Origin of the sequence: Sphingomonas japonica, from assembly GCF_006346325.1 — a bacterium.
In the GTDB taxonomy this organism is placed as follows: domain Bacteria; phylum Pseudomonadota; class Alphaproteobacteria; order Sphingomonadales; family Sphingomonadaceae; genus Sphingomonas; species Sphingomonas japonica.
Map to the genome: position 1 here is coordinate 1292180 of NZ_VDYR01000001.1, position 20576 is coordinate 1312755.

The window sequence follows — 20576 nt, forward strand, 5'->3', positions numbered from 1 at the left end:
CGCGGCGATGGCCAATCGCTTCGTTCGAAAATTATCCGGATTTTCGAAGCTTACGCCGGTCGAGATCGCGGCTTTGGAGCGTGAGACCGCGCATCCGCGGAAGTTCGCGGCCCGACAGGACCTGATCCGGGAGGGTGACAGACCGGGGCCGGTATTCGTGGTTCTCGACGGCTGGGCCTTTCGCTACAAGATCCTGCCCAGCGGCACGCGCCAGATCACTGCGTTCCTGATGCCGGGCGACGCGTGTGACCTGCATATCGGCATGCTGGCGGAGATGGATCACAGCATCCAGACCGCGACCCAGGCGCGGGTCGCAACCATCGCGCGCGCCGACATGGACCGGCTGCTGAACGATCATCGCGGGATCGCTCAGGCGATGTACGTTTCACAACTGACCGACGAAGGGACGCTGCGCGCATGGATCACCAGCATGGGCCGGCGCACCAGTATCGAGCGGGTCGCGCACCTGATCTGCGAACTCTATGCGCGCGCGCACGGCATCGGACTGGTCGATGATACCGAATTCTCGCTGCCGCTGTCGCAGATCATCCTTGCCGACGCGCTGGGCATGACCCCGGTGCACATCAACCGCGTGCTGAAGGAGCTTCGCCTAGCTGGCGCGATGACGCTCAGCCGGGGCAGCGTGCTGATCCTGGACCCCGGCAAGCTGGTCCAGATCGCCGGTTTCGACGAGAATTATCTGCATCGCCGGCTTCGCGAGCCGAGTTAGATCGCTGCCGGTCGCGCCGCGCCGACAAGCTCCCAGAATTGCGCGATTCGCCGCGTGGATGAAATCCCGGATTCGAGCATGTTCGCCCCGCGCACGCCGCACGGCTCGGCTCCGAGCGTCGAGACCGGCGTGCCATGGCCCATGCCGGTGATCCTGTAGTCCTCGATCACGTCGCGCTCCGCCATGTCGCGCCACACCCGGTGCGGATAGCCGTCGATCATGTCGGTACGGTCCGGAAGGACGCCGACCCCGTGGATCGGCCGCCATTGTTCGAAGATCAGTTCGGCGTTCGAATCGTCCACCGTCCGGTCGGCGCTGCCGTGCCAGATCGACAGCGTTGGCCAGGGACCCGGATGATCGGTTGCAGACCCCACCAGGCCGGAAAGCGTCGCGGCGGTCGCACTGCCGATTCCGCGCATCCGGTTGATCGCGCCCAGCAACGTCGTCGCTGATCGAAATGGCAGGCCGGCAATTATCGCGCCGCCGGCAAACACCTCTGGATAGGTGGCAAGCATCACCGACGTCATCGCGCCGCCCGCCGACAGCCCGGTGACGAAGATACGGGCCGGATCGATAGGGTAAGCGCGCTGTACGGCGTCGATCATCTGGCGGATCGATTCCGGCTCTCCGCCGGCGCGGCGGCTGTCGCCGCGCTGGTACCAGTTGAAGCAGCGGTTGAAATTGTTTCGCCGCGCCTGTTCGGGAAGGAGCACTGCGAACCCGTTCTCGCGCGCAAGCCGCGACCATCCCGCACCGCGGTCATAGTCAGATGTTCCGTGCCAACGACCATGTCGTGATCGAGGGCAATGAGGGAAGAGTGGTCCGCCTGACCAGCCGCGCCACGATCCTGATGACGCTCGAGGGCAATCACCTTCGCATTCCCAATTCGACCGTCTTCAAGGCGGTAATCTTGAATTACACGCGCAATCCCGAACGGCGGTTCGAGTTCGATCTGGGGATCGACGCCGAGGACGATCCCGTCGATGCGATGACGGTCGGCTTGGCGGCGATCGGCGACATGGCTTTCGTGCTTAATACGCCCGCCCCCACCGCAATCATTTGCGAGATGGGCGATTCAAACATCGTGCTGCGCTTCTTCGGCTGGGTGGATCAGACGCGAACCGATTTTCTCACCGGTCGAAGCTTGGCGCTCGACACCGCCAAACGCGCGCTCGAGAGCGCAGGTTTTGCGCTACCCGAACCGATCTATCGCCTCCGCTTCGACCAGGCCCCGACCTTTGAGCTCCCGCAGCCAGGGAAGCGGGCGGAGCGTCACGGCAAGCCGCCGGTTCGAATGCAACGCGACACCATTGCGCAAGATACATTGCCCGATGCACATGTCGCCAAATTGGTCGATGAAGAACGCGCCGAAACCAAGGGCGGCGACCTGCTCGATACCCGTCGTCCGATCGAATAAACCATTCGATTGCCTGCAGTTCGCGCGTCGATAGACCGAGCGGAAATATCGACAAGGCGCTGGCAGGCGGATCGATCCGCGGTGTGAGCGGTTGGTTTTCCATGCACCTATCAAAACTCTACCGCTCGACTTCCTTGGTTGCCCTGATGCTTACCCCAATAGGTGTTCTTGGGTTGGCAAATACTGCCGTCGCTATGCAGCAACAAAATGTTCAAGTTGCGCCTGATTCTATCGACGAAAGCGCGTTGCGATCCGCTGCCGAAGCGGCGGGGGTAAGTGACGTCTATGTCGCGCACGACTGGAAACCGCTCTGGACCCAATCGACCGCCGACGAACTGGACAGGCTGGTCGCCGAGCGGCGGCGTCACGGACTTGATCGCGTCGCGATCTCGGTTGCGGAAGTGGCGGACAAAAGCCCGGCCCAGCGCGACGTCGCTCGCACGTCGACCGCGCTACGCTATGCAAAGGCATTGGCGCAGGGCAGTGTCGATCCGACATCGCTGCATGAGGTTTATACCTTCCCCAGGCCCGACAACGACCTTACCGCCGGGCTGGAGCAGGCGGCATCGGACGGTACATTGGCCGATTGGTTTGGCGGGCTGGCCCCGCAAAATGCCGAATATTCGAAACTTTCCGATGCCTATGTGCGATATCGGCAGGAGGCGGAAAGCGCTGACGCAAGCCGGATCGCGGATTCTGGGCTGATCGAGATAGGCGATACTGACGCGCGCGTGCCGGCGATCCTCGAGCAGCTTCGCGCAAACGGCTATCTTTCGACGGAGCCAAAGTCAGGCGAAGCCGCACAGACCTATGACGACCAGATGGCCGATGCCATCCGTCGCCTGCAGGCCGAATATGGCATTGCCGATGACGGGGTAATTGGTCGTGATACGCTGACCGTTCTCAACCTGGGGCCGCGCGATCGTGCCCGTGCGCTGGCAGTCGCATTGGAGCGGCGGCGCTGGCTGGCGCGGTCACCGGCGGCGACGCGAATCGACGTCAACGCCGCTGCCGCCCGAATGCGGTATTTTCGTGACGGCAACCGTACCGACAGCCGAAAGGTCATCGTCGGCGAGCCGGGCAATGAAACGCCCGCGCTGCTGTCGCCGATATACCGGCTGGTGGCCAACCCCACCTGGACGGTTCCCAAGTCGATCCAGAACGGCGAGCTGTCAGGCGTAAGCCAAGGCTATCTGGATAGCCGCAACATGGCGATCCAGGGCGGCTGGATTGTGCAGCAACCCGGCCCCGACAATGCGCTCGGGCTGGTCAAGTTCGACATGCAGAACCAGCACGCCATCTATCTGCATGACACGTCATCCCCCGAGCTGTTCGACCAAAGCCAGCGCCAGTTGAGCCATGGTTGTGTTCGCGTCGAGGACGCGCTGGGCTTCGCGCAGATGCTCGCCGAACAGCAAGGCATCACCGACGAATGGGAGAAGGCACGGGGCTCGGGCAACGAGACCTTCGTTCCGCTGCCCGAGCATATTCCGGTGCGGCTGCTATACCATAATGTTTTCGTCGATGACGCCGGCGCGGTGGCGTTCCGCACCGATCCCTATGGCTGGAACGATCCCATCGCCCAGGCGCTCGGGTTCGAGAAATCGAACACGAGACGATCGAACGCCAAAGGTGCCGATGTCGGCCCTTGAGTTGCCCATCTACGGGATCGCCGCGCGTATCCGATCGACCCTGCAACCTTCCAAAGGAATCCTTATGAACAAGCTTACCCTCGGCCTTGCCGCGCTGACGACCCTCACGCTGGCCGCGTGCAACGATAGCCCGTCCGAAAACCTGGCCGACCGCGTCGAAAACGCTGCCGGCACCCGCGCCGATAATCTCGACACGCAGGCCGACATGCTCGAAAACCGCGCCGAGCAGATCCGCGATACCGGCGAATATCGCGCCGACGCGATCGAGGCCGCCGACATGAATGTCGCAGGCATGTCGCAGGAACAGCGCGATGCGATTGTCGCCAACGAAGCGGCTGCAGTCCGCTGACGTGACGCGCGTTGACGCCCGCATGATTGCTTCCGGTCTCATTGACGCGTTTGGCCGGTAATGCGGGCGACAATTCTTCGCCTTGGTGACCAGTTGCGGCAAAGCTACTGGTTTCTGCCGACGATTATGGCGATCGCCGCGGTGCTGCTCGCCGGCGGGATGATCTGGCTCGATACCTATGTCGGGTCGGACTGGATGGACGATTTCGCCTGGCTGACCGCGTCGCGTCCAAGCGGCGCGCGTCAGGTACTGTCGTCGATCGGCGGATCGATGATCACCGTCGCGGGCACCGTCTTTTCGGTGACCATCGCGGCGGTGGTCTATGCTTCGGGCCAATATGGTCCGCGCCTGCTCAGCAATTTCATGAGCGATCGCGGCAACCAGCTGACGCTGGGCACATTCATCGCCACCTTTCTCTATTGCCTAGTCGTACTGCGCACCGTGCGGTCTGCCGACGAATCAGCGGGTGCCAGCTTCGTCCCGAACCTCGCATTGCTGGTCGGGGTGTTTCTGGCGATCTGTTCGATCGCGGTACTGATTTTCTTCATCCACCATGTCCCCAGCAAGATCCACATCAACAACGTGATCGAGGATATCGGTCGGCGTCTGCTGAAGGAAATCGACGAGCGCTTTCCCAAAACCATCGGCGGCGGCCCTGCCGAAGGTACAAACTCAGCCGAAGCGCTTCGCGTGCCCGCCACCTTCCGCGAAGGGGCGTCCGCCGAGGACGGGCAACAGCGGCAGCTGATCCGCACCAAGCACACTGGCTACGTCCAGTTGATCGAGAGTGATGCGATCATCGATCTGGCGAAACGCCACGATCTGGTCCTGCGCCTCCAATATCAGCCCGGCGATTTCGCCCATACCGGCCGCGTATTGGCCGAAGCGTGGCCGATGGACAGTTGCGACGACAAGACCGTGGCCGCGATCCGCGCAACGTTCGCGTTCGGCGCGCGACGCTCGGCGCTGCAGGATCTGCGCTTCCTGATCGACGAATTGGTCGAGATTGCCGCTCGCGCGCTGTCACCCGGCGTGAACGATCCCTTCACCGCGGTCACCTGCCTCGACTGGTTGAGCGCTGGCATGTCGGGCCTGGCCCAGCGGCAGTTGCCGTCGCATCTGCGGCTCGATGACGAGGGCGCGTTGCGGCTGATCGCACACCCGCTAACCTTTACGAATTTCATCGATCGTTCGTTCGGCGCGCTGGTGCAATATTGCGCGACCGACATGGTCGCGTCGCTGCGCTACATTCGCGCCCTGGGCGAGATATCGCTCGACTGCGACGACCCAAAGCGCATCGAGACGCTACGCACCTATCTCGACCGGCTCGACACGCTGGCGGAGGAGGGCATGACCGGCTTCAACCTGTCGCGCGTGCGCGAGCGTTCGAGCGAACTCAGCCGCGCGCTTGCCGAGCCCGACTATAAGCGACGGCTGCGCGATAGTAACGCATGGCTAGGCGGCACCGCTTGACGACGCGGTCGGCGCGAACATCAGACCAGAAAGAGATCGCCCATGTTTTTCGATGATTGGCAAGGTTTGCTGCGCGTCCTTGTCGTAGGGACGATTGCCTATGCGGCGGTGATCGCGATCCTGCGGGTCAGTGGCAAGCGAACGCTGGCAAAGATGAACGCCTTCGACCTGGTCGTCACGGTCGCACTGGGTTCGACGCTATCGTCGGTCCTGCTATCGAAGGACGTTGCCTTGGCCGAAGGCGTTCTTGGGCTGATGCTGCTGACGTGCCTGCAGTTCGGCATAGCCTGGGCATCGATCCGGTCGCGCACGGCCGAGGCGGTTGCCAAATCGAACGCGCGCATGCTGCTGAAGGACGGGGTTATCGACAAACAAGCGCTCAAGGACGAGCGCGTGACCCACGAGGAATTGCTGGCTGCGGTGCGTGGCGGTGGCCTGGGCGGTCTGGAACTGGCGGCGGCAGTCGTTCTAGAAACCGACGGAAGCTTCAGCGTCATTCCGAGTGCGCAGGCGGGGTCGCGTAGTGCGTTTCCCGGATCGTCCTGAGGGCAATGCCATCCGATCAACGCTACCGCCAGTATACCAAGGTTGGTCTGAGTATATCGGCCGCTATGGTGGCCCTATGACCAAGCTGTTGCCGAGAATTGCCATCCTTTCTGCCTGCGTGGCGTTGAGTGCGTGCGGATCCGATGAACCAGCGACATCCGAAACCGTCCCCATCCGCGTGGTCGCCCAAGCGGTGCAAATGGTCGCCGAGCAGGCCAAGGTAGAGGCGATCGGCACCGCGCGCGCGGCGACTGCCGCCGACTTGTTTCCCGAAGCATCGGGGCTCGTCACCGCTGTGCGTTTCACCGCGGGCGATTATGTGAGAAGCGGTGCCCCGCTGGTGCAGCTCGATGACCGGCGCGAACAGCTCGCGGTGCGCTTGGCCGGCGTCGCGGTCGCCGAGGCCGATCAGTTGCTCGGTCGCTATCGCAGGATCGAGGATACCGGCGCGCTGTCGGCCAGCCAGATCGAGGCGGGGGTGACCGCGTTGCAATCGGCGCAGATCGAGCTTGAACAGGCCAAGGTTGCGCTCGCCGACCGCACCGTCCGCGCGCCCTTTTCAGGCCATATGGGGATACCCCAGATCGATCGCGGCGATCGCGTGACGCCGACGACGCTGATCGCCACCATCGACGATCGTACGCGTCTGTTCGTCGATTTTCCTGCGCCCGAGGCGTTGTTCGGGCGCCTGCGTCCCGGCGCGGTGGTGACGCTGGTCCCCTATTCGGATCCCGGTCGCACGATCGACGCGAGGGTCGAGGCGGTCGACAGCTCGATCGTCGCCGATACCCGCAGCTTCACCGTCCGCACCGTAATTCCCAATCGCGACGACGCGTATCGGCCCGGCATGAGCTTTCGCGCCAACTTCGCATCGCCCGGGCGGACTCGCCTGGCGGTGCCCGAAAGCGCGGTCGTGTGGGGTGGCGACGGATCCTATCTTTGGACAGTGCGGGATGGCGTCGCCCGCCGGGTGCCGATGACGATCGCCGCCCGGCGCGACGGGCTGGTGCTGTTCACTGGCACGCTGCGGCAGGGCGACCGGATCATCGTCGAAGGCGTGCAGAAGGTGCGCGAGGGCCAGCGCGTCGAACTTGTTGCCCGGCCGTCACAGCCGGCGCAACGTGCGGTGGTCCGGGCTTCGGGGGAAGCGCAGTGAAGCAGCGCAACGACCTTCCGATGCTGGCGGTCAAGCGACCGCTGCTGATCGCAGTGCTCAACCTGCTGATTGTGATCGCGGGGCTGGCGGCGCTGTTCGGCGTCGAAATCCGCGAGCTTCCCAACGTCGATCGCCCGGTCGTCTCGGTCAACGCCACCTTCCCCGGCGCTGCGCCACAGACGATCGACGCCGAAGTTACCAGTGTGCTCGAGGACGCCGCCGCGCGCGTCACCGGCGTGCGCCGCATCCGTTCGTCGAGCGAGGAAAATAACAGCCGGGTCCGCGTCGAATTCTCCCCCGGCGTTGACCTCGATACCGCGGCGTCGGACGTCCGCGAGGCGGTAAGCCGCGTCACCAACGACCTGCCTGATCGCGTCGAGCAGGTCCGCGTCGTCAAGGCAGACGAGGACGCGCGCTCGATCCTGCAACTTGCGGTGTCGAGCCGCCGTTACGACGAAGCCGCGCTCACCACGATCATCGACAACGATATCCTGCCCGAATTGTTGAGCGCGCAAGGCGTCGCCAGCATCAGCCAGTTCGGCGCACGCGTGCAGCAGATGCGTGTGGCGATCGATCCGGTGCGGCTCAATCGCTTCGGTCTGACTGTTGGCGATGTCGCAACCGCACTGCAACGCGCACCCTATGATGTGCCGGCTGGCAGCCTCCGTTCTGAAACGCAGGAACTGCTGGTGCGCGCGCAGGCGACTGCCGCCACCCCCGAACTGGTGCGCGATGTCACCGTACGGGGCACTACGCGCGTTGGCGACGTCGCCGAGGTCTTCCTGGCCCCCGCCGATGCGACCAGCTTCGTCCGGCTCGACGGGGTGCCGATTATCGGCCTGGGGGTGATCCGACAGGCGGGATCGAACACGATCGAGATATCGAACGAAGTCCAGGCGGCGGTCGAACGCGTGAGCGAGCGCTTTCCCGATATCACGGTCGCGGTCATTTCGGACGATGCTGATTTCATCCGTGTGTCGGTGGAGGAAGTGCTGATCACGCTGTTGTTCACCGTGGTGGTGGTTATCGCGACGATCCTGCTGTTCTTCCGGTCGTTCAAGGCGACGCTAATCCCCGCGACGACGATCCCGATCGCGCTAATCGGTGTGCTCGGCGGCATCTGGCTGGCGGGATTCTCGATCAACTTGCTGACCTTGCTCGCCTTGGTGCTCGCCACCGGGTTGATCGTCGACGATGCCATCGTGGTGCTCGAAAACGCCCAGCGGCTGCAGAATGAAGGGCTTGGGCGCAAGGCGGCGGCGGTGCTCGGCACCCGCCAAGTGTTCTTCGCGGTGATCGCAACGACCGCGGTGTTGATTTCGGTATTCGTGCCGATCTCGTTCTTGCCATCGGATGCGGGGCGGCTGTTCCGCGAATTCGGCTTCGTGCTGGCGTTGGCGGTGTTGATCTCGTCATTCGTCGCGCTGTCACTGGTGCCTGCGCTGGCTGCGAAAATGAACCTTTCGACCAATGACTCGAGCGACGGTCGGCTCGCGCGCTTGGGCGGGTCACTCAACGATCGCTATGGCCGCATGGTACGCTGGTCGCTCGCCCGGCCGATATTGGTGATCCTAATCGCAGTCGGCGCGGCGGCGGCGGCGGGCTTGCTGTACCCGACGCTGCGCAACGAAGTGGTGCCCGAGGGCGATCGCGGCGTGCTCGAAGTCTATGCCGGCGGGCCGGACGGCGTGGGCATCGCCTATATGGACGGCCAGCTCGATGCGATCGAGCGCGTTCTAGAGCCGCTTGAGCGATCGGGGGTGATCCAGTCAACCTTCTCGATCGTCGGCCGATATGATCCCAACCGTATCCAGGTCACCGCCCAGCTCGCTGACTGGGGCGACCGCGATCAAAGCCAGAGCGAACTGGTCGACAGCTTACGCGCGCCGCTCGAACGCATTCCGGGATCGCGGGTGAGCCCGCGCGGGCGTGGCACGCTCGACATTGGCGGCGGCGGAAGCGACCAGATCGAGGTGGCGTTGACCGGCACCGACTATGAAGAAATCTACCGCCGCGCCCGCGCGCTGGGCGAGGCGATCGACACGCGATCGGACATGCTGGCGAACGCCGACATCTCGTACCGCCCGACCCAGCCGCAGATCGCATTGCAAGTTGATCGCCGCCGTGCCGCCGAACTGGGGGTCGATCTCGATCAACTCTCGGTAACGCTGCGCGCGATGGTGGGGGGTGATGAAGTCGTCGACCTGAATTTGGGGGATCAGGCGCTGCCGATCCTGCTGACGTCGGAGACGACCGCGATCACCAATCCGTCCGATCTGAACAACCTGTATGTCCGCACCACCGCCGGCGGGCTGACCCCGCTGTCGACGATCGTGACGATCGAGGAGGAAGGCGTTGCCGCGCAGCTCGACCGGGTCGCGCAGCGCCGCGCGATCGAAGTCACCGCCGACATCACCAGCGGCACGATCGCAGACGCCGTTACCGAAATCCGCCGCCTGGCCGACGAAACCGGCAATCAGGAAGCCGATCTAATTCTGCAGGGCGAAGCCGAGACGCTCGCGGAAACTTCGAACGCGCTGCTGCTGACCTATGGTTTTGCGCTGGTCATCGTCTTTCTCGTGCTGGTGGCACAGTTCGAAAGCCTTACCAGCGCCTTGGTGATCTTGCTGACCGTGCCCTTCGCGCTCGCCGCGGCGGTGTTGGCCCTGTTCCTGTCTGGGACTTCGCTCAACATCTATTCGCAGATCGGGCTGGTAATGCTGATCGGGTTGATGGCGAAGAACGGCATTTTGATCGTCGAGTTCGCCGACCAGTTGCGGCTCGAGGGCAAGTCGGTGCGCGAGGCAGCCGAGGAAGCCGCCACGCTTCGCCTGCGACCGATCATGATGACGCTGATCTCCACCGTCATCGGCGCGGTGCCGCTTATAATTGCTACCGGCGCAGGGGCAGAAGCGCGAACCTCGATCGGCTGGGTAATCTTCGGCGGCCTTGGGCTGGCCGGCGTGTTCACCCTCTTCCTGACTCCCGTGCTGTATGTCGTGATCGCGGGTTGGGGCAAGCCGCGCAAAGCCGACCTGACCCGCCTCAATCGCGAGCTCGACGAAGCCGCCGATGGCGATCCGACACCTGCGACCGCTACCTGATGCGCGCAGCTATCGCTATCGCGGCATCCGCCCTGCTCGCCGCCTGCGCCGCGCCGCGCGACCGCACGCCGGTAGTTGATCGCGCGGCACTGCCGCCAGCGTACCTTACAGACAATCGGCTCCCCGCCGACGCCCAAGCCGACGCGCTTTGGTGGAAGGGGTTCGGCGATCCGCGCCTGGACGCGATCGTCGAGCGCGCGCTGAGTGGCAATCTGACGATCGCGGCGGCGCGTGACCGGTTGCGCGGCGCGCGCGCGGCGGTGCTGGCCGAGCGATCGGATCGGCTGCCGTCAATCGACGGCGATGTCGGGGTCGATGGCATTGGCGGCATTACGGATCGACTATCGGTTCGTCCGGCAGGCGGGACAGGGGTGTTGTTCAATCCCGATCTGAACGGTCGCCTGTCGCGCGAGATCGAAGCTGCCGCCGCGCGCGCGAAAGCTTCGGCCTATCTTCTCGTAGATGCGCGGCGGCTGGTGGCCGCAGCGACGGTGCAGCAATATGTCGATCTGCGCCGATCCGAAGCGCAGCTGACACTGCTTGAGGAATCGACCGACCTGCAGCAGCAGACGCTGCGCATCGTCGAACTCCGCTTCGGCGCGGGCCTGTCGGCCAATCTTGATGTCCGCCGCGCCGCCGCCGATCTGGCGCAGACCGAGGCGCAGCGTGGCATCCTGCTGCTCCAGCGTTCGCAGGCCGCACGCGCCTTGTCGGTGCTGTCGGGTGAAGTGCCTCAACCGCTCCCACCCGCCGCTGCCGAACCGTCGATCCCAACCTTCGCCGGTGGGCCACCCGCCGGCGTGCCCGCCGATCTGCTGCGCCGGCGGCCCGATCTGCTGGTTGCTGAGGCCAATCTTGCCGAGGCCGCTGCCAATGTCGGGGTCGAGCAGGCAGACCTGCTCCCTGCGCTTGCGCTGTCGGGGCGGCTGTCGATTGGCGATACGTTCGGGTTGGGTTTGATCGATCGCGTGCTGGGCACCGTCGGCGCGATCCTCGACGTGCCGCTATTCGATGGCGGCCGCCGCCGTGCCGAGATCGCTGTAGCGCGTGCCGAAGCCGATGCGCGATTCGCCGATTATCGCCAGACGCTGCTAGATGCGCTGCGCGAAGTCGAAAACGCGCTGGTGGGGATCGACAGTTTCTCGGGCCGCTCGGCCAGTCTGCGTGATGCGATCGAGCAGAGCGAATCGGCCTTCAACCAGTCCAACGCGCTCTATCGCGAAGGCCTGACATCGCTGTTCGACGTTCTCGACGCCCAACGCCAGCTTATCGGCAGCCGCCAGTCGTTGATCGACAGCGACGCGCAGATCGCCTTCGCCATTATCGACCTTTACGCGGCGGTGGGCGCAACCACCGAAAGCTGACATCGACGATCAGAGGGCAAAGGCCACACGGTTAATCTGGCCGCGCCATCGCCGCCGCCACGCCCTGCGAACGTTGGACAGAGACCTGCGGGGTCGGTGCGGTTGACAGCCGCACGACCAATGACGGATGTTTGGGCTGCGGGGAACGGCACCGCAGTCCAACCCCTGGAGTGCAATGAATCACCTCGCCATCGTCATCGCGCTGGTGGGCGTGATCGGTATCGGCGCGCAATGGATCGCCTGGCGCTCAGGGCTACCCGCAATCGCGTTGATGCTGGTCGCCGGGATCATCGCGGCTTGGTCTTCGCAAGCAAGCTGCCCGTAACGGCGGCGCATACCGAGAACGTGACGGACTTGGATACACCAACCGTCTATGCCCGGATGACCACGCGCGACGGGCAGGCCTTCGACTATGTCGGCCTGCATCCGCGGCCGCCGGTGCCCGGGCAGGATACCGATCTACGCGACCGCAAGATCGAGCGAGCAGCGCTTCGGATCGCGGACGACACCGTTCCGGCGATGGCGATAGGCGATAGGCGATTTCAACGACGTTGCCTGGTCGCGCACCACCCGATTGTTCAAGCAGGTCGGTGGCTTCCTGGATCCCCGCACCGGCCGGGGCGCCTATCCGAGCTTTCCAGCCGATTTCGGCGTGGTCGGCTGGCCGCTCGATCAGATGTTCGTTTCGCCCGGCTTCACGTTTCGCTCTCTGCGCATACCGGAAGACGCCGGCTCCGACCATCGCCCGCTGGCTGCCGAACTCTGTCTTACGCCCGGGGCGCGGCGCTCGAGAATGCCGACCCCGACAAGCTCACCCCGGCAGCCCGCCACGCCGCGCGCGCCATGACCCGTTAGAAGGAAACCGGAGCTCCCTAACGCAACCGTCACTCAAGTCGAAGATGGGCATTTTAGATAGCGTCCGCGCGCTAATCTTCATAACACTGAGACCAGCGCCGCATCGACGCACAGCCCCACGACGCCGGTGCGCCACATATCGTCAAGGACGAAGTAGAACATCGCAACTCCTTTGATGGCGCGAGGGACCGGTTGGGCCTAAGTTACCGAGATGATCAGCCCTTCACTAAGCGCGTTCGATGCCGCCGCCATTCTTATCGCGCTCGCGGCCGTGCTTGGCTACCTAAACCATCGTTTTCTTCGCCTGCCCTCGTCGGTCGGGTTGACCGTCATGGGCGCGGTCGCGTCGCTCGCTGTCGTCGGCCTCGATCGGCTGCTGCCCGCCAGCACGCTCGCCGAACAGGTGTCGGCGTTCGTCTCCGACATCGATTTTCACACGACGCTCATGGACGGCATGCTGTCGTTCTTGCTGTTCGCAGGCGCGCTCCATGTCGACTGGACGGAGATGCGACGCGGACGCCTGGCGATCATGGTGCTGAGCACGGTCGGCGTGATCCTGTCGACGCTGATCATCGGTGGCGGCTTCCTCCTGCTGTCGTCGGCGCTTGGGCTTGGCGTACCGCCGCTCTGGTGCTTCGTGTTCGGCGCGCTGATCAGCCCGACCGACCCCGTCGCCGTCATGGGTGTGCTGAAGCGGGCCGCGGTGCCGCCCACGCTCCAGGCGACGGTGGCGGGCGAGAGTCTGTTCAACGACGGAGTCGGCGTGGTCGTCTTCTCGATCCTTCTGGCCGCGGCGCTCGGCACCGAGCCGTTCACGATCGGACACGCCGCGAAGGCGTTCTTCGTGGAGGCGGGCGGTGGGGCGCTACTCGGGCTCGCGGTCGGCTGGCTCGGGTTCAAGGCGATGAAGTCGATTGACGAATATACGGTGGAGCTCATGATCAGCCTTGCCGTTGTCATGGGCGGTTACAGTCTGGCGCAATTCCTTCACGTCAGCGGCCCCGTCGCCATGGCGGTCGCGGGCCTGCTGATCGGCAATGCCGGCGTGCAGCTCGCCATGAGCGACATGACCCGCGATTACATGCTCAAGTTCTGGGAATTGATCGACGAACTGCTTAACGCGGTGCTGTTCCTGCTGATCGGGCTGGAAGTGATCGCGATCGTTCCCGACCCACGCATCCTCCTGACCGGTGCGCTTGCGGTCCCGCTGGTGCTGATCGCCCGGGCGCTTGCGGTCGGCACGCCGCTCGCGGTGCTTCGATCGCGGCTGAACATGGGTCGCCTCGCGCTGCCGACCCTGATCTGGGGCGGGCTGAGGGGCGGGATATCGGTCGCCCTGGCCCTCTCGTTGCCCGATGGACCGGCCCGAAACGTCATCCTGGCCGTCACCTACGTAGTGGTGCTGTTCTCGGTAGTCATACAGGGCGGCAGCGTCGGGCAACTCATCGCCCGCCTCTCCAAGGATCGTGAGCCGAACGGGCAATAGGCCAAGCTTTGTGGGCATCCGGTATCGGTTAATGCCAGCCAGTCGTTTGGGCGTTGACTGCGACGTCACTGGCACGCCACCTTCCGAGGCGAACAGGTCATCGATTGACCCGGCTTAATCGCGGTCGCCGATCGACCATGCGTCGCGACACAAATGCGCGCGATTTTGCGACCGCTTTTGGGGGCATTTTCTAGAAGCTCGAACGTCTGATTGTAGGGCGCTTAGCTGCCGTTGCTAGCTTCATGAATAAACGTCCGCTTACGCCATCTGGCTGCCCAAAAGCGGACAGGCAGCTCTCTACCCGTCCTTTCGATTTCTGATGAGTGAACGAACGCCGGCTTTCAGGATCAGAGGGCAAATCCGCGAACGACCGGGATTACGGCGCGAACTGCCCGACCGCTCTGCAGCCGCAAGAGACCCGAAATCGGTTGGCGGTTCATTGCCGCGTCATCGTCGATGCAGCAGTGGGTCTAGATGAAATCGACCGTTGCCCTGCTCGCCGCTACTCTGCTCAGCGGCTGCGTCACGACGCAGGAGCGACCCGCGGTCGAAGGTCCGGTAGGAATCGGCCAGACCGCCTATGTTGACGGCCCACGCGTCCACCCCTTGCGGGTAGTCGAAGACAGCCGCTGTCCGATGAACGCGCGCTGCGTCTGGGCCGGACGGGTCGTCGTGCGAGCGGCGGTGGTCACGGGACTTAAAACGCGAACGATGGACCTGATGCTTGGCGAGCCGATGCGGGTGGCCGACGGTATGCTGACGTTGGTCTCGGTCACGCCAGATCGCATGGCAGGCACGCAGCCAACGAAGCGCGAGGATTATCACTTCGTGTTCGAATTTTCCGGCGGGCTGTAGCCGCGAGCGCCCGCCACTAGGCGATTTATTTCTTGTTTTGGAGCTACGCGTCAGTTTGCCGAGCCTCGCCAGCGCTTCGCCGCGCTCGCGGTGAAAGGTGTGGCGGCCGATGATCGCCTTGCCGAAGCCCTCGCCGTGCTGAAGCTCCACGGGGAGCGTGCTCAAGTCAACGTCGCGGCGCGGATCGTCGTGCGTCGCGAGTAAGACAACGATCTGAGAGTGCCCCGGCCCAGAGTATACCGCTAGCAACGCTGGCCCTGGAGCGGAGGCAGTCCTGAGTGTCACGTTGCCACCGCGGTGAACTAATCGTGCGCGCACCGACGTGTAATGGAGCGGCCCGACGGGGTCGCACGGTGATCGAACGCGGATTGCCGATTTCCGCTAAGACCCACATCGGCCGCGTCGACCACGTTGATGAATCTCTTGAGTATGACGAGATCGGTCAGCAGGTCCGGCTCCTGGCCGGAGATCACGGCGGGCGCGAGGATGAAGCAGCGGCCGCGCGTCCTTAAACCATCCCGCTCATTTTTCGGCCGCCCTTCCCTCTGCACCCAGCGATCGTCACCGACAGTCCGTGATGCCGCAGGCGGCTCGGTGGAGCGAGGCCACGCAGTGGGTTGCGGAATAGAGCGTGGTGCGGGCTCGCCCGCAGGGGCACCAATTATCGGTCTCACGCAGCTACTGGCGCATAAATATCAGTGCAAATCGTTGGGGCGAAAGCGCGTTCGCCCGCGAAATTCGGACGGCATTGCGCCCCAATGTCAGCCGTTCGATCCATCGACAGGAGACCCTGAAAGCTGCCGTGGGGCGACACCGCTCGAATGAGAAGCGAGCGCGACCGACATGTCGTACCGTGCGGCGAGATAGCTACCAGAAGTCCGTCGTGGACATGTTTGTGATGCGCCCGCTTCGTTGATCGATGCGCTTGGCCAGCCAGCTCCAAGGCGCAAGACTGCCGACTTGAAATAATAACAATTGATCAAGCCGCGCCAGCTTAACCATTGGCCTGTCGGCTTGATCGCCGCGACGAGCCGAGGATGGCTACAGGGATGCGATTACGCCGGCCTCGTCGCGATCGGGTCGCAGGATGTGCCGGAACGCGCTTTCCGCCTGTGGCTCGCTGAATAAAAAACCCTGGAGGTGTGTACAGCCAAGTTCGACAAGCGCCTGCATCTGTTCCGGAGTTTCGACCCCCTCGGCTACCACGCCCATGTTCAGGGTGCGACCTAGCCCGACGACTGCTTGGATAATAGCGCGTGCCGCCGGCGACGTCGCTATTTTGGCGACGAATGATTGATCGATCTTGACCTTGTCGAAGGGGAAGCGCTCGAAATAGCTGAGCGACGAGAAGCCGACGCCAAAGTCATCGAGGAGGATCTGCACGCCGAGGTTTCGCAGTTCGGTGAGAATGGCAAACGTATGATCGACATTTCGGATCAGCAGCCCTTCGGTAACTTCGAGTTGGAGGCGTTGAGGCGGAAGTCCAGAAAGGGCCAACGCCGCTTTCACGGTTTTGACTAGCCCGCTGCTTTCGAACTGTAATGGTGACAGATTGACGGCGACCTTGATGTCAGATGGCCACGCCGCGGCCGCCCGGCATGCTCGCAAAAGCAAGCCAGTGCCGAGCAACCCAATCATGCCGCTCTCCTCAGCGATGCCGATGAAGCGAGCCGGACTGATCGGGCCGCGCTGGGGATGCGTCCATCGAGCAAGTGCTTCGAAGCTCGTCACTTGCCCGGTCACGCTCGAGACGACCGGCTGGTAGGCGACTTCGATCTCTCCTCCTTCGATCGCCTCGCGGAGGTCGCCTTCGAGCATCCGACGCTCGCTCGCCTCGTCATCGAGTTCGCTGCTGAAGAAGCAAACGCCCCCCCGTCGACTCGCTTTGGCTCGGTACAGCGCGAGATCGGCCGCCTGTCGGAGGGTCTCGACGGTCTGGCCGTCTCTCGGCGCCACCACCACGCCGATGCTGGCGCCCGCATAGGCGACGAAACGGCCGATGGAGTAGGGCTCGCTGAGCGCTGCGATCACGAGATCGGCCAGCGTGGTCGCACGTTCGCAAGCTCCGACGGCGACGATGACAAATTCATCGCCGCCGACCCGGGCAACTATGTCGCGGTCTGATGCAAAGCGTAGAAGCCGGATTCCCGCCTCAACGAGAAGTCGATCGCCGATGGGATGGCCGAACTGATCGTTCACTGCCTTGAAGCGATCGAGATCAATCGTAAGGACGACGAATTCCTCGCCCGATCTCGTCAGCTGGTCCATCCGTTCGACAAGGCTTGCCCGATTAAGTAATCCGGTAAGCGAGTCATGGTGAGCGAGATGAAGGACGTGCCGCTCGCTTCGTCGAAGTTCGGTTACATCGTCACTCAGCCCTAGTATATATTTGCGGTCGTCGGGCGCGGTGACGACGATGCGCTTGGTCCGCAGGGTGATCGCGCATCCGTCTGTGCGGGTGAACTCACTTTCATAAGTTTCCACACCCGTGGACCGTAACACGCTCCTGTCGCGCTCGCGGTATTCCGCGCCTACATCGGGGAACAGCTCCTCGTCGGTGCGACCGATCACCGCGGCCTCCGGTAGGCCCACGATCGACTCCCCGGCTTTGTTGAACAGCAGGTACCTGCCGGTGACGCTGTCCTTGACGAAGAGCATTGCTGGCAGGTGGGCGACAATGGAGTCGAGGAAAAGCCGGGCATTCGCCCGGTCGCTCTCGAGCGCCCTGCGTGCCGATATGTCGCGCACGATCGCGGCGAAGCCGCCGCCGTCCCGCTCGCCGTCACCATGCCACCGCGCGAGCGACAGCTCGATCGGAAACTCCTCGCCAGTTGCCCGACGTGCAGAGAGCTCCATCGTCGTGCCGACCAGCGACGTTTCACCTCCCGCTCGCGCCAGCCTTAAGCCGCGATAATGGGTGTTCGTCAGCTGCTCGGGGAGGATGAGGTCGAGCGTGGAACCCAGTGCCCGAGCAGCGTCGTAGCCGAACATGCGTTCCGACGCAGGATTCCAAAAGGAGATCAGGCCATCCCATCCTACGGCTAAGATGGCGTCGGACGTGGCGGCAACAACGCTCGCGGCGATCTCGGATTGAAGCCGAGCCTTGCGACTTTCCATCCGATCGACGGCGAGGTTCGCCAGGTCCTGCAACGCAAGGCGCTGTTCGGCACGGAGCGGCTCGCGCGCCACGGTGTCAAACACGCATAATGTCCCGAGCCAGTGGCCCGAGGGCACGATCAATGGTGCGCCCGCGTAGAACCGGATACCGCCCTCGCGGTTGACTAGCGGACTGCTCGCGAACCGTTGATCAAGCGAAGCGTCCGAAACCTCCAAGAAGGACGCCGCCGCGACGGCCTGTGAACACAGCGCATGGCTACGAGGTGTTTGCGTCATCGGGATGCCGACGCGCGCCTTGAACCATTGGCGGTCTGCGTCGACGAGGCTGATCGCGGAGCTTGGCGCCGAGAGGAGAAGTGAAGCAAGACGCGTGATCTCGTCGAAGCTCGCTTCCGCAGGCGTGTCGAGGATCCTGTAGCTGTCGAGTGCCTGAAGTCGCGCCAGCTCTGCCGATTGCTTTGTCATCGTCGACGCCCAATGAAAAGGTGCGTTACGATGCACCGCCAGAGCAGCAGTCAGTACCAGCGGAATCACTAATTCCTGGTGATTATCATATGTTTAGATTAGTGACCTTTGCAAAAGAAAGATCAACATCTGTTATTATTCCAAGTTAATTGTGTAACAGTCGGGGAGAGGTTGATAACTTCTGATAATAATCGAAGGCGTTCTCAAAAGATTTGATGTGTTCCATTGGGCAGTAGCTTGCAACGGCAGGCCCAACCCTCGAGCATTACGAATACGGGTCAGGGTTGATCGCCCTCGCGGATCAAATCAACACGCGGTCCGATCGTCCTGTGGCGGGCGGTGGCGGCCGCCAGCGCCTCGACATCATCGCTGGTGAGATGAACGAAACGTTCAAGCTTTGCGATGAGGCGATTAATTATGCTCAACTATCTCACGCGCACTTAAAAGTGATATTGTTCAATGTTATAGTCCAAAGTTGGTTTTGATGATGGCGTACTGGTGTGGATCTACTATCCCAGAGCGATCGTCGGCCATTCGTACAGGCTCCGGCGGCTGAGAGATGCGACGCGCTCTCGCCTGTCTGTGGAGCGTGCTGTGACAAATCAAACCGAACACGACGATGGAGTTGGCCACCCACCAAAACCTGCCCTTATACGGGATGCCGACGGGCATGCTGCGATCTTGCTCATCGAAAGCCTGATCCACGGGCTAGTCGCGCGCTCGCTCATCAGCGGCGAAGATGCGGTCGAAATCATCGGCACGGCTTCGGAGGTCAACGACGAACTGGCACAGGAAACCGATCTACCGGCAATCACCGCGCAGCAGGCGCATACCCTCCTCAGCGATATTGCGGCCAGCCTTAGTATCGAGTTGCCAGATCGTGCTGATCGTCCGAGATAAGCAGGCGGCCGGTTTTCGAGGAATTGTCGATAACCCTAAACGACAACTTGCGGGCCCTAGCAGCTTGAGACCCGCGTGAATGACGGTCTGCTTATCGTTCCTAGCATCTAAGGGTTGTCGGTCCACTATCGGCCCAGAACTGGCGGTCACGCACATGGCTGATCAGCATGTGAAAATGATCAAAATTCCCGCATCGCAGCCAGGAAAGCCTGAAAGGCGGCAGTAGGCTGCCGTTTGGTGGGATAATAGATGTGGCATGGGGGGAGAGCCGGTGCCCAGCCGGACATTACCTCCACCAGATCGCCAGACCGAAGATGCACCGCGGCTTGATCCACCAGTAGGCAACAAATCCCGAGCCCTCGCAGCGCGGCATCACGCATGATGTCTATGTCGTTGGTAACGAAGCTGGTTGGTACCGCCTGGTTCGTGCGCTCGCCGCCGTACGCGAATTCCCAGCGGTGGATCACGCCCGACGTCGCGTGTCGATAGCTGATGCAGCGATGGCTACCAAGAGCCTCCGGATTTCCAGGACGTCCGTTCAGATCGAGGTAGGCAGGCGAAGCGACGAACACGAGTTCGAGCGGCCCACTGATCCGCGCGGAAATCATGTCCGCCTGCAGTGCTTTGTCGTGCCTCACTCCGCAGTCGAAGCGCTCTGCGACGATATCCACCATCCCGTCGTCCACGGTGAGGTCGATCGAAACTTCCGGATGGTCGCGCGAGAACTTCGGAAGTCGCGGCAGGATCAGATAGGAGGCGGCAGGTTTGTGGGCGTTGACACGGACGCGCCCGATCGGCTTGCTACGGACGCTGTCCAGTTCTCCAAGGATATCCGCGACTGAGCTCAGTGCGGGCTGCAACCTAGCGAGCAGGATCTGCCCGGCATCGGTCGGAGCGAGCGAACGAGTGGTTCTGTTGAGCAGCCGGACATTGAGGCGCGCCTCGAGACTTCGCATCGCGTGACTCAGGGCAGAAGAGGATATGCCCAGTCGTTTGGCCGCTGCGGCGAAGCTTCCTGCCTCGACGATTTCGGCGAACACCGCGAGCCCTGACCATACGTCACGATCCATTCGTGAATATCCTTCAGTAACCCATGCGGCATTCACG

18 protein-coding genes and 1 pseudogene are annotated in these 20576 nt (G+C 63.0%); 16 read left to right on the forward strand and 3 right to left on the reverse strand.

Features of this window, described 5'->3' with window-relative positions; genetic code table 11:
• Positions 1–7: 7 nt before the first annotated feature.
• Positions 8–730 (forward strand): Crp/Fnr family transcriptional regulator, encoded by a 723-nt coding sequence (locus FHY50_RS06525; protein WP_140047690.1) that lies wholly within the window; start codon positions 8–10, stop codon positions 728–730.
• Here the strand turns inward: FHY50_RS06525 and FHY50_RS06530 are convergent.
• Positions 727–1461 (reverse strand): annotated as a pseudogene (locus tag FHY50_RS06530) (extracellular catalytic domain type 1 short-chain-length polyhydroxyalkanoate depolymerase); the annotation flags it as partial. The gene FHY50_RS06525 and the pseudogene FHY50_RS06530 overlap by 4 nt on opposite strands.
• Before the next feature lie 38 nt (positions 1462–1499).
• On the opposite strand from FHY50_RS06530, the gene FHY50_RS06535 reads away from it, so the two are divergent.
• The 13 genes from FHY50_RS06535 (at position 1500) to FHY50_RS14205 (ending at position 15499) form a co-directional block, all read left to right on the forward strand.
• Entirely contained in the window at positions 1500–2147 is a 648-nt protein-coding gene (locus FHY50_RS06535; RefSeq protein ID WP_140047691.1) for a mechanosensitive ion channel family protein, read from the forward strand.
• 245 nt (positions 2148–2392) lie between these two features.
• Positions 2393–3799, forward strand: coding sequence for a L,D-transpeptidase family protein (locus tag FHY50_RS06540; RefSeq protein ID WP_243846752.1), 1407 nt, complete (start codon positions 2393–2395; stop codon positions 3797–3799).
• 64 nt (positions 3800–3863) lie between these two features.
• Positions 3864–4148, forward strand: coding sequence for a hypothetical protein (locus FHY50_RS06545; RefSeq protein ID WP_140047693.1), 285 nt, complete (start codon positions 3864–3866; stop codon positions 4146–4148).
• A gap of 60 nt (positions 4149–4208) precedes the next feature.
• The gene (locus FHY50_RS06550) at positions 4209–5621 is read left to right on the forward strand and encodes a DUF2254 domain-containing protein (RefSeq protein WP_140047694.1); all 1413 of its coding nucleotides are present in this window, start codon (positions 4209–4211) and stop codon (positions 5619–5621) included.
• 42 nt (positions 5622–5663) lie between these two features.
• Positions 5664–6167 (forward strand): DUF421 domain-containing protein, encoded by a 504-nt coding sequence (locus FHY50_RS06555; RefSeq protein WP_140047695.1) that lies wholly within the window; start codon positions 5664–5666, stop codon positions 6165–6167.
• Positions 6168–6243: 76 nt separating this feature from the next.
• Positions 6244–7323 carry an efflux RND transporter periplasmic adaptor subunit gene (locus FHY50_RS06560; protein WP_140047696.1) on the forward strand — a complete coding sequence of 360 codons (1080 nt, stop codon included), beginning with the start codon at positions 6244–6246 and terminating at the stop codon, positions 7321–7323.
• A complete protein-coding gene (locus FHY50_RS06565) occupies positions 7320–10427 on the forward strand; it encodes an efflux RND transporter permease subunit (protein WP_218975204.1) in 3108 nt (1035 codons plus the stop codon). Before FHY50_RS06560 ends, FHY50_RS06565 begins: the two co-directional genes overlap by 4 nt.
• Positions 10427–11791: an efflux transporter outer membrane subunit gene (locus tag FHY50_RS06570; RefSeq protein ID WP_140047697.1), complete on the forward strand. Its 1365-nt coding sequence runs from the start codon at positions 10427–10429 to the stop codon at positions 11789–11791. The genes FHY50_RS06565 and FHY50_RS06570 overlap by 1 nt, the downstream gene beginning before the upstream one ends.
• Before the next feature lie 175 nt (positions 11792–11966).
• The gene (locus tag FHY50_RS06575; RefSeq protein WP_166745392.1) at positions 11967–12116 is read left to right on the forward strand and encodes a hypothetical protein; all 150 of its coding nucleotides are present in this window, start codon (positions 11967–11969) and stop codon (positions 12114–12116) included.
• A gap of 207 nt (positions 12117–12323) precedes the next feature.
• Positions 12324–12638: an endonuclease/exonuclease/phosphatase family protein gene (locus tag FHY50_RS14525; protein WP_337250290.1), complete on the forward strand. Its 315-nt coding sequence runs from the start codon at positions 12324–12326 to the stop codon at positions 12636–12638.
• Between the two features lie 219 nt (positions 12639–12857).
• On the forward strand, positions 12858–14132 hold the full coding sequence (locus tag FHY50_RS06580) for a cation:proton antiporter (protein WP_140047699.1): 1275 nt from the start codon (positions 12858–12860) through the stop codon (positions 14130–14132).
• A gap of 474 nt (positions 14133–14606) precedes the next feature.
• Positions 14607–14987, forward strand: a complete 381-nt coding sequence (locus FHY50_RS06585; protein WP_208402902.1) for a hypothetical protein — start codon at positions 14607–14609, stop codon at positions 14985–14987.
• A gap of 353 nt (positions 14988–15340) precedes the next feature.
• Positions 15341–15499 carry a hypothetical protein gene (locus FHY50_RS14205; protein ID WP_166745393.1) on the forward strand — a complete coding sequence of 53 codons (159 nt, stop codon included), beginning with the start codon at positions 15341–15343 and terminating at the stop codon, positions 15497–15499.
• Between the two features lie 529 nt (positions 15500–16028).
• Here FHY50_RS14205 and FHY50_RS06590 read toward each other — a convergent pair.
• On the reverse strand, positions 16029–18638 hold the full coding sequence (locus tag FHY50_RS06590; protein WP_140047700.1) for a sensor domain-containing phosphodiesterase: 2610 nt from the start codon (positions 18636–18638) through the stop codon (positions 16029–16031).
• A gap of 215 nt (positions 18639–18853) precedes the next feature.
• On the opposite strand from FHY50_RS06590, the gene FHY50_RS06595 reads away from it, so the two are divergent.
• Both FHY50_RS06595 and FHY50_RS06600 read left to right on the forward strand, forming a co-directional pair.
• Entirely contained in the window at positions 18854–19054 is a 201-nt protein-coding gene (locus FHY50_RS06595; protein ID WP_140047701.1) for a hypothetical protein, read from the forward strand.
• 109 nt (positions 19055–19163) lie between these two features.
• A complete protein-coding gene (locus FHY50_RS06600; RefSeq protein WP_140047702.1) occupies positions 19164–19469 on the forward strand; it encodes a hypothetical protein in 306 nt (101 codons plus the stop codon).
• Between the two features lie 179 nt (positions 19470–19648).
• On the opposite strand, the gene FHY50_RS06605 is transcribed toward FHY50_RS06600, so the two are convergent.
• Complete coding sequence (locus FHY50_RS06605) at positions 19649–20539, reverse strand: LysR family transcriptional regulator (protein WP_140047703.1); 891 nt, start codon at positions 20537–20539, stop codon at positions 19649–19651.
• Positions 20540–20576: the final 37 nt, after the last annotated feature.

Coding starts and splice junctions, on each gene's coding strand:
- FHY50_RS06580 (WP_140047699.1), top strand. CDS start 12,858: ATGATCAGCCCTTCACTAAGCGCGTTCGATGCCGCCGCCATTCTTATC.
- FHY50_RS06605 (WP_140047703.1), bottom strand. CDS start 20,539: ATGGATCGTGACGTATGGTCAGGGCTCGCGGTGTTCGCCGAAATCGTC.
- FHY50_RS06535 (WP_140047691.1), top strand. CDS start 1,500: ATGTTCCGTGCCAACGACCATGTCGTGATCGAGGGCAATGAGGGAAGA.
- FHY50_RS06575 (WP_166745392.1), top strand. CDS start 11,967: ATGAATCACCTCGCCATCGTCATCGCGCTGGTGGGCGTGATCGGTATC.
- FHY50_RS06550 (WP_140047694.1), top strand. CDS start 4,209: ATGCGGGCGACAATTCTTCGCCTTGGTGACCAGTTGCGGCAAAGCTAC.
- FHY50_RS06545 (WP_140047693.1), top strand. CDS start 3,864: ATGAACAAGCTTACCCTCGGCCTTGCCGCGCTGACGACCCTCACGCTG.
- FHY50_RS06560 (WP_140047696.1), top strand. CDS start 6,244: ATGACCAAGCTGTTGCCGAGAATTGCCATCCTTTCTGCCTGCGTGGCG.
- FHY50_RS06555 (WP_140047695.1), top strand. CDS start 5,664: ATGTTTTTCGATGATTGGCAAGGTTTGCTGCGCGTCCTTGTCGTAGGG.
- FHY50_RS06585 (WP_208402902.1), top strand. CDS start 14,607: ATGAAATCGACCGTTGCCCTGCTCGCCGCTACTCTGCTCAGCGGCTGC.
- FHY50_RS06525 (WP_140047690.1), top strand. CDS start 8: ATGGCCAATCGCTTCGTTCGAAAATTATCCGGATTTTCGAAGCTTACG.
- FHY50_RS06570 (WP_140047697.1), top strand. CDS start 10,427: ATGCGCGCAGCTATCGCTATCGCGGCATCCGCCCTGCTCGCCGCCTGC.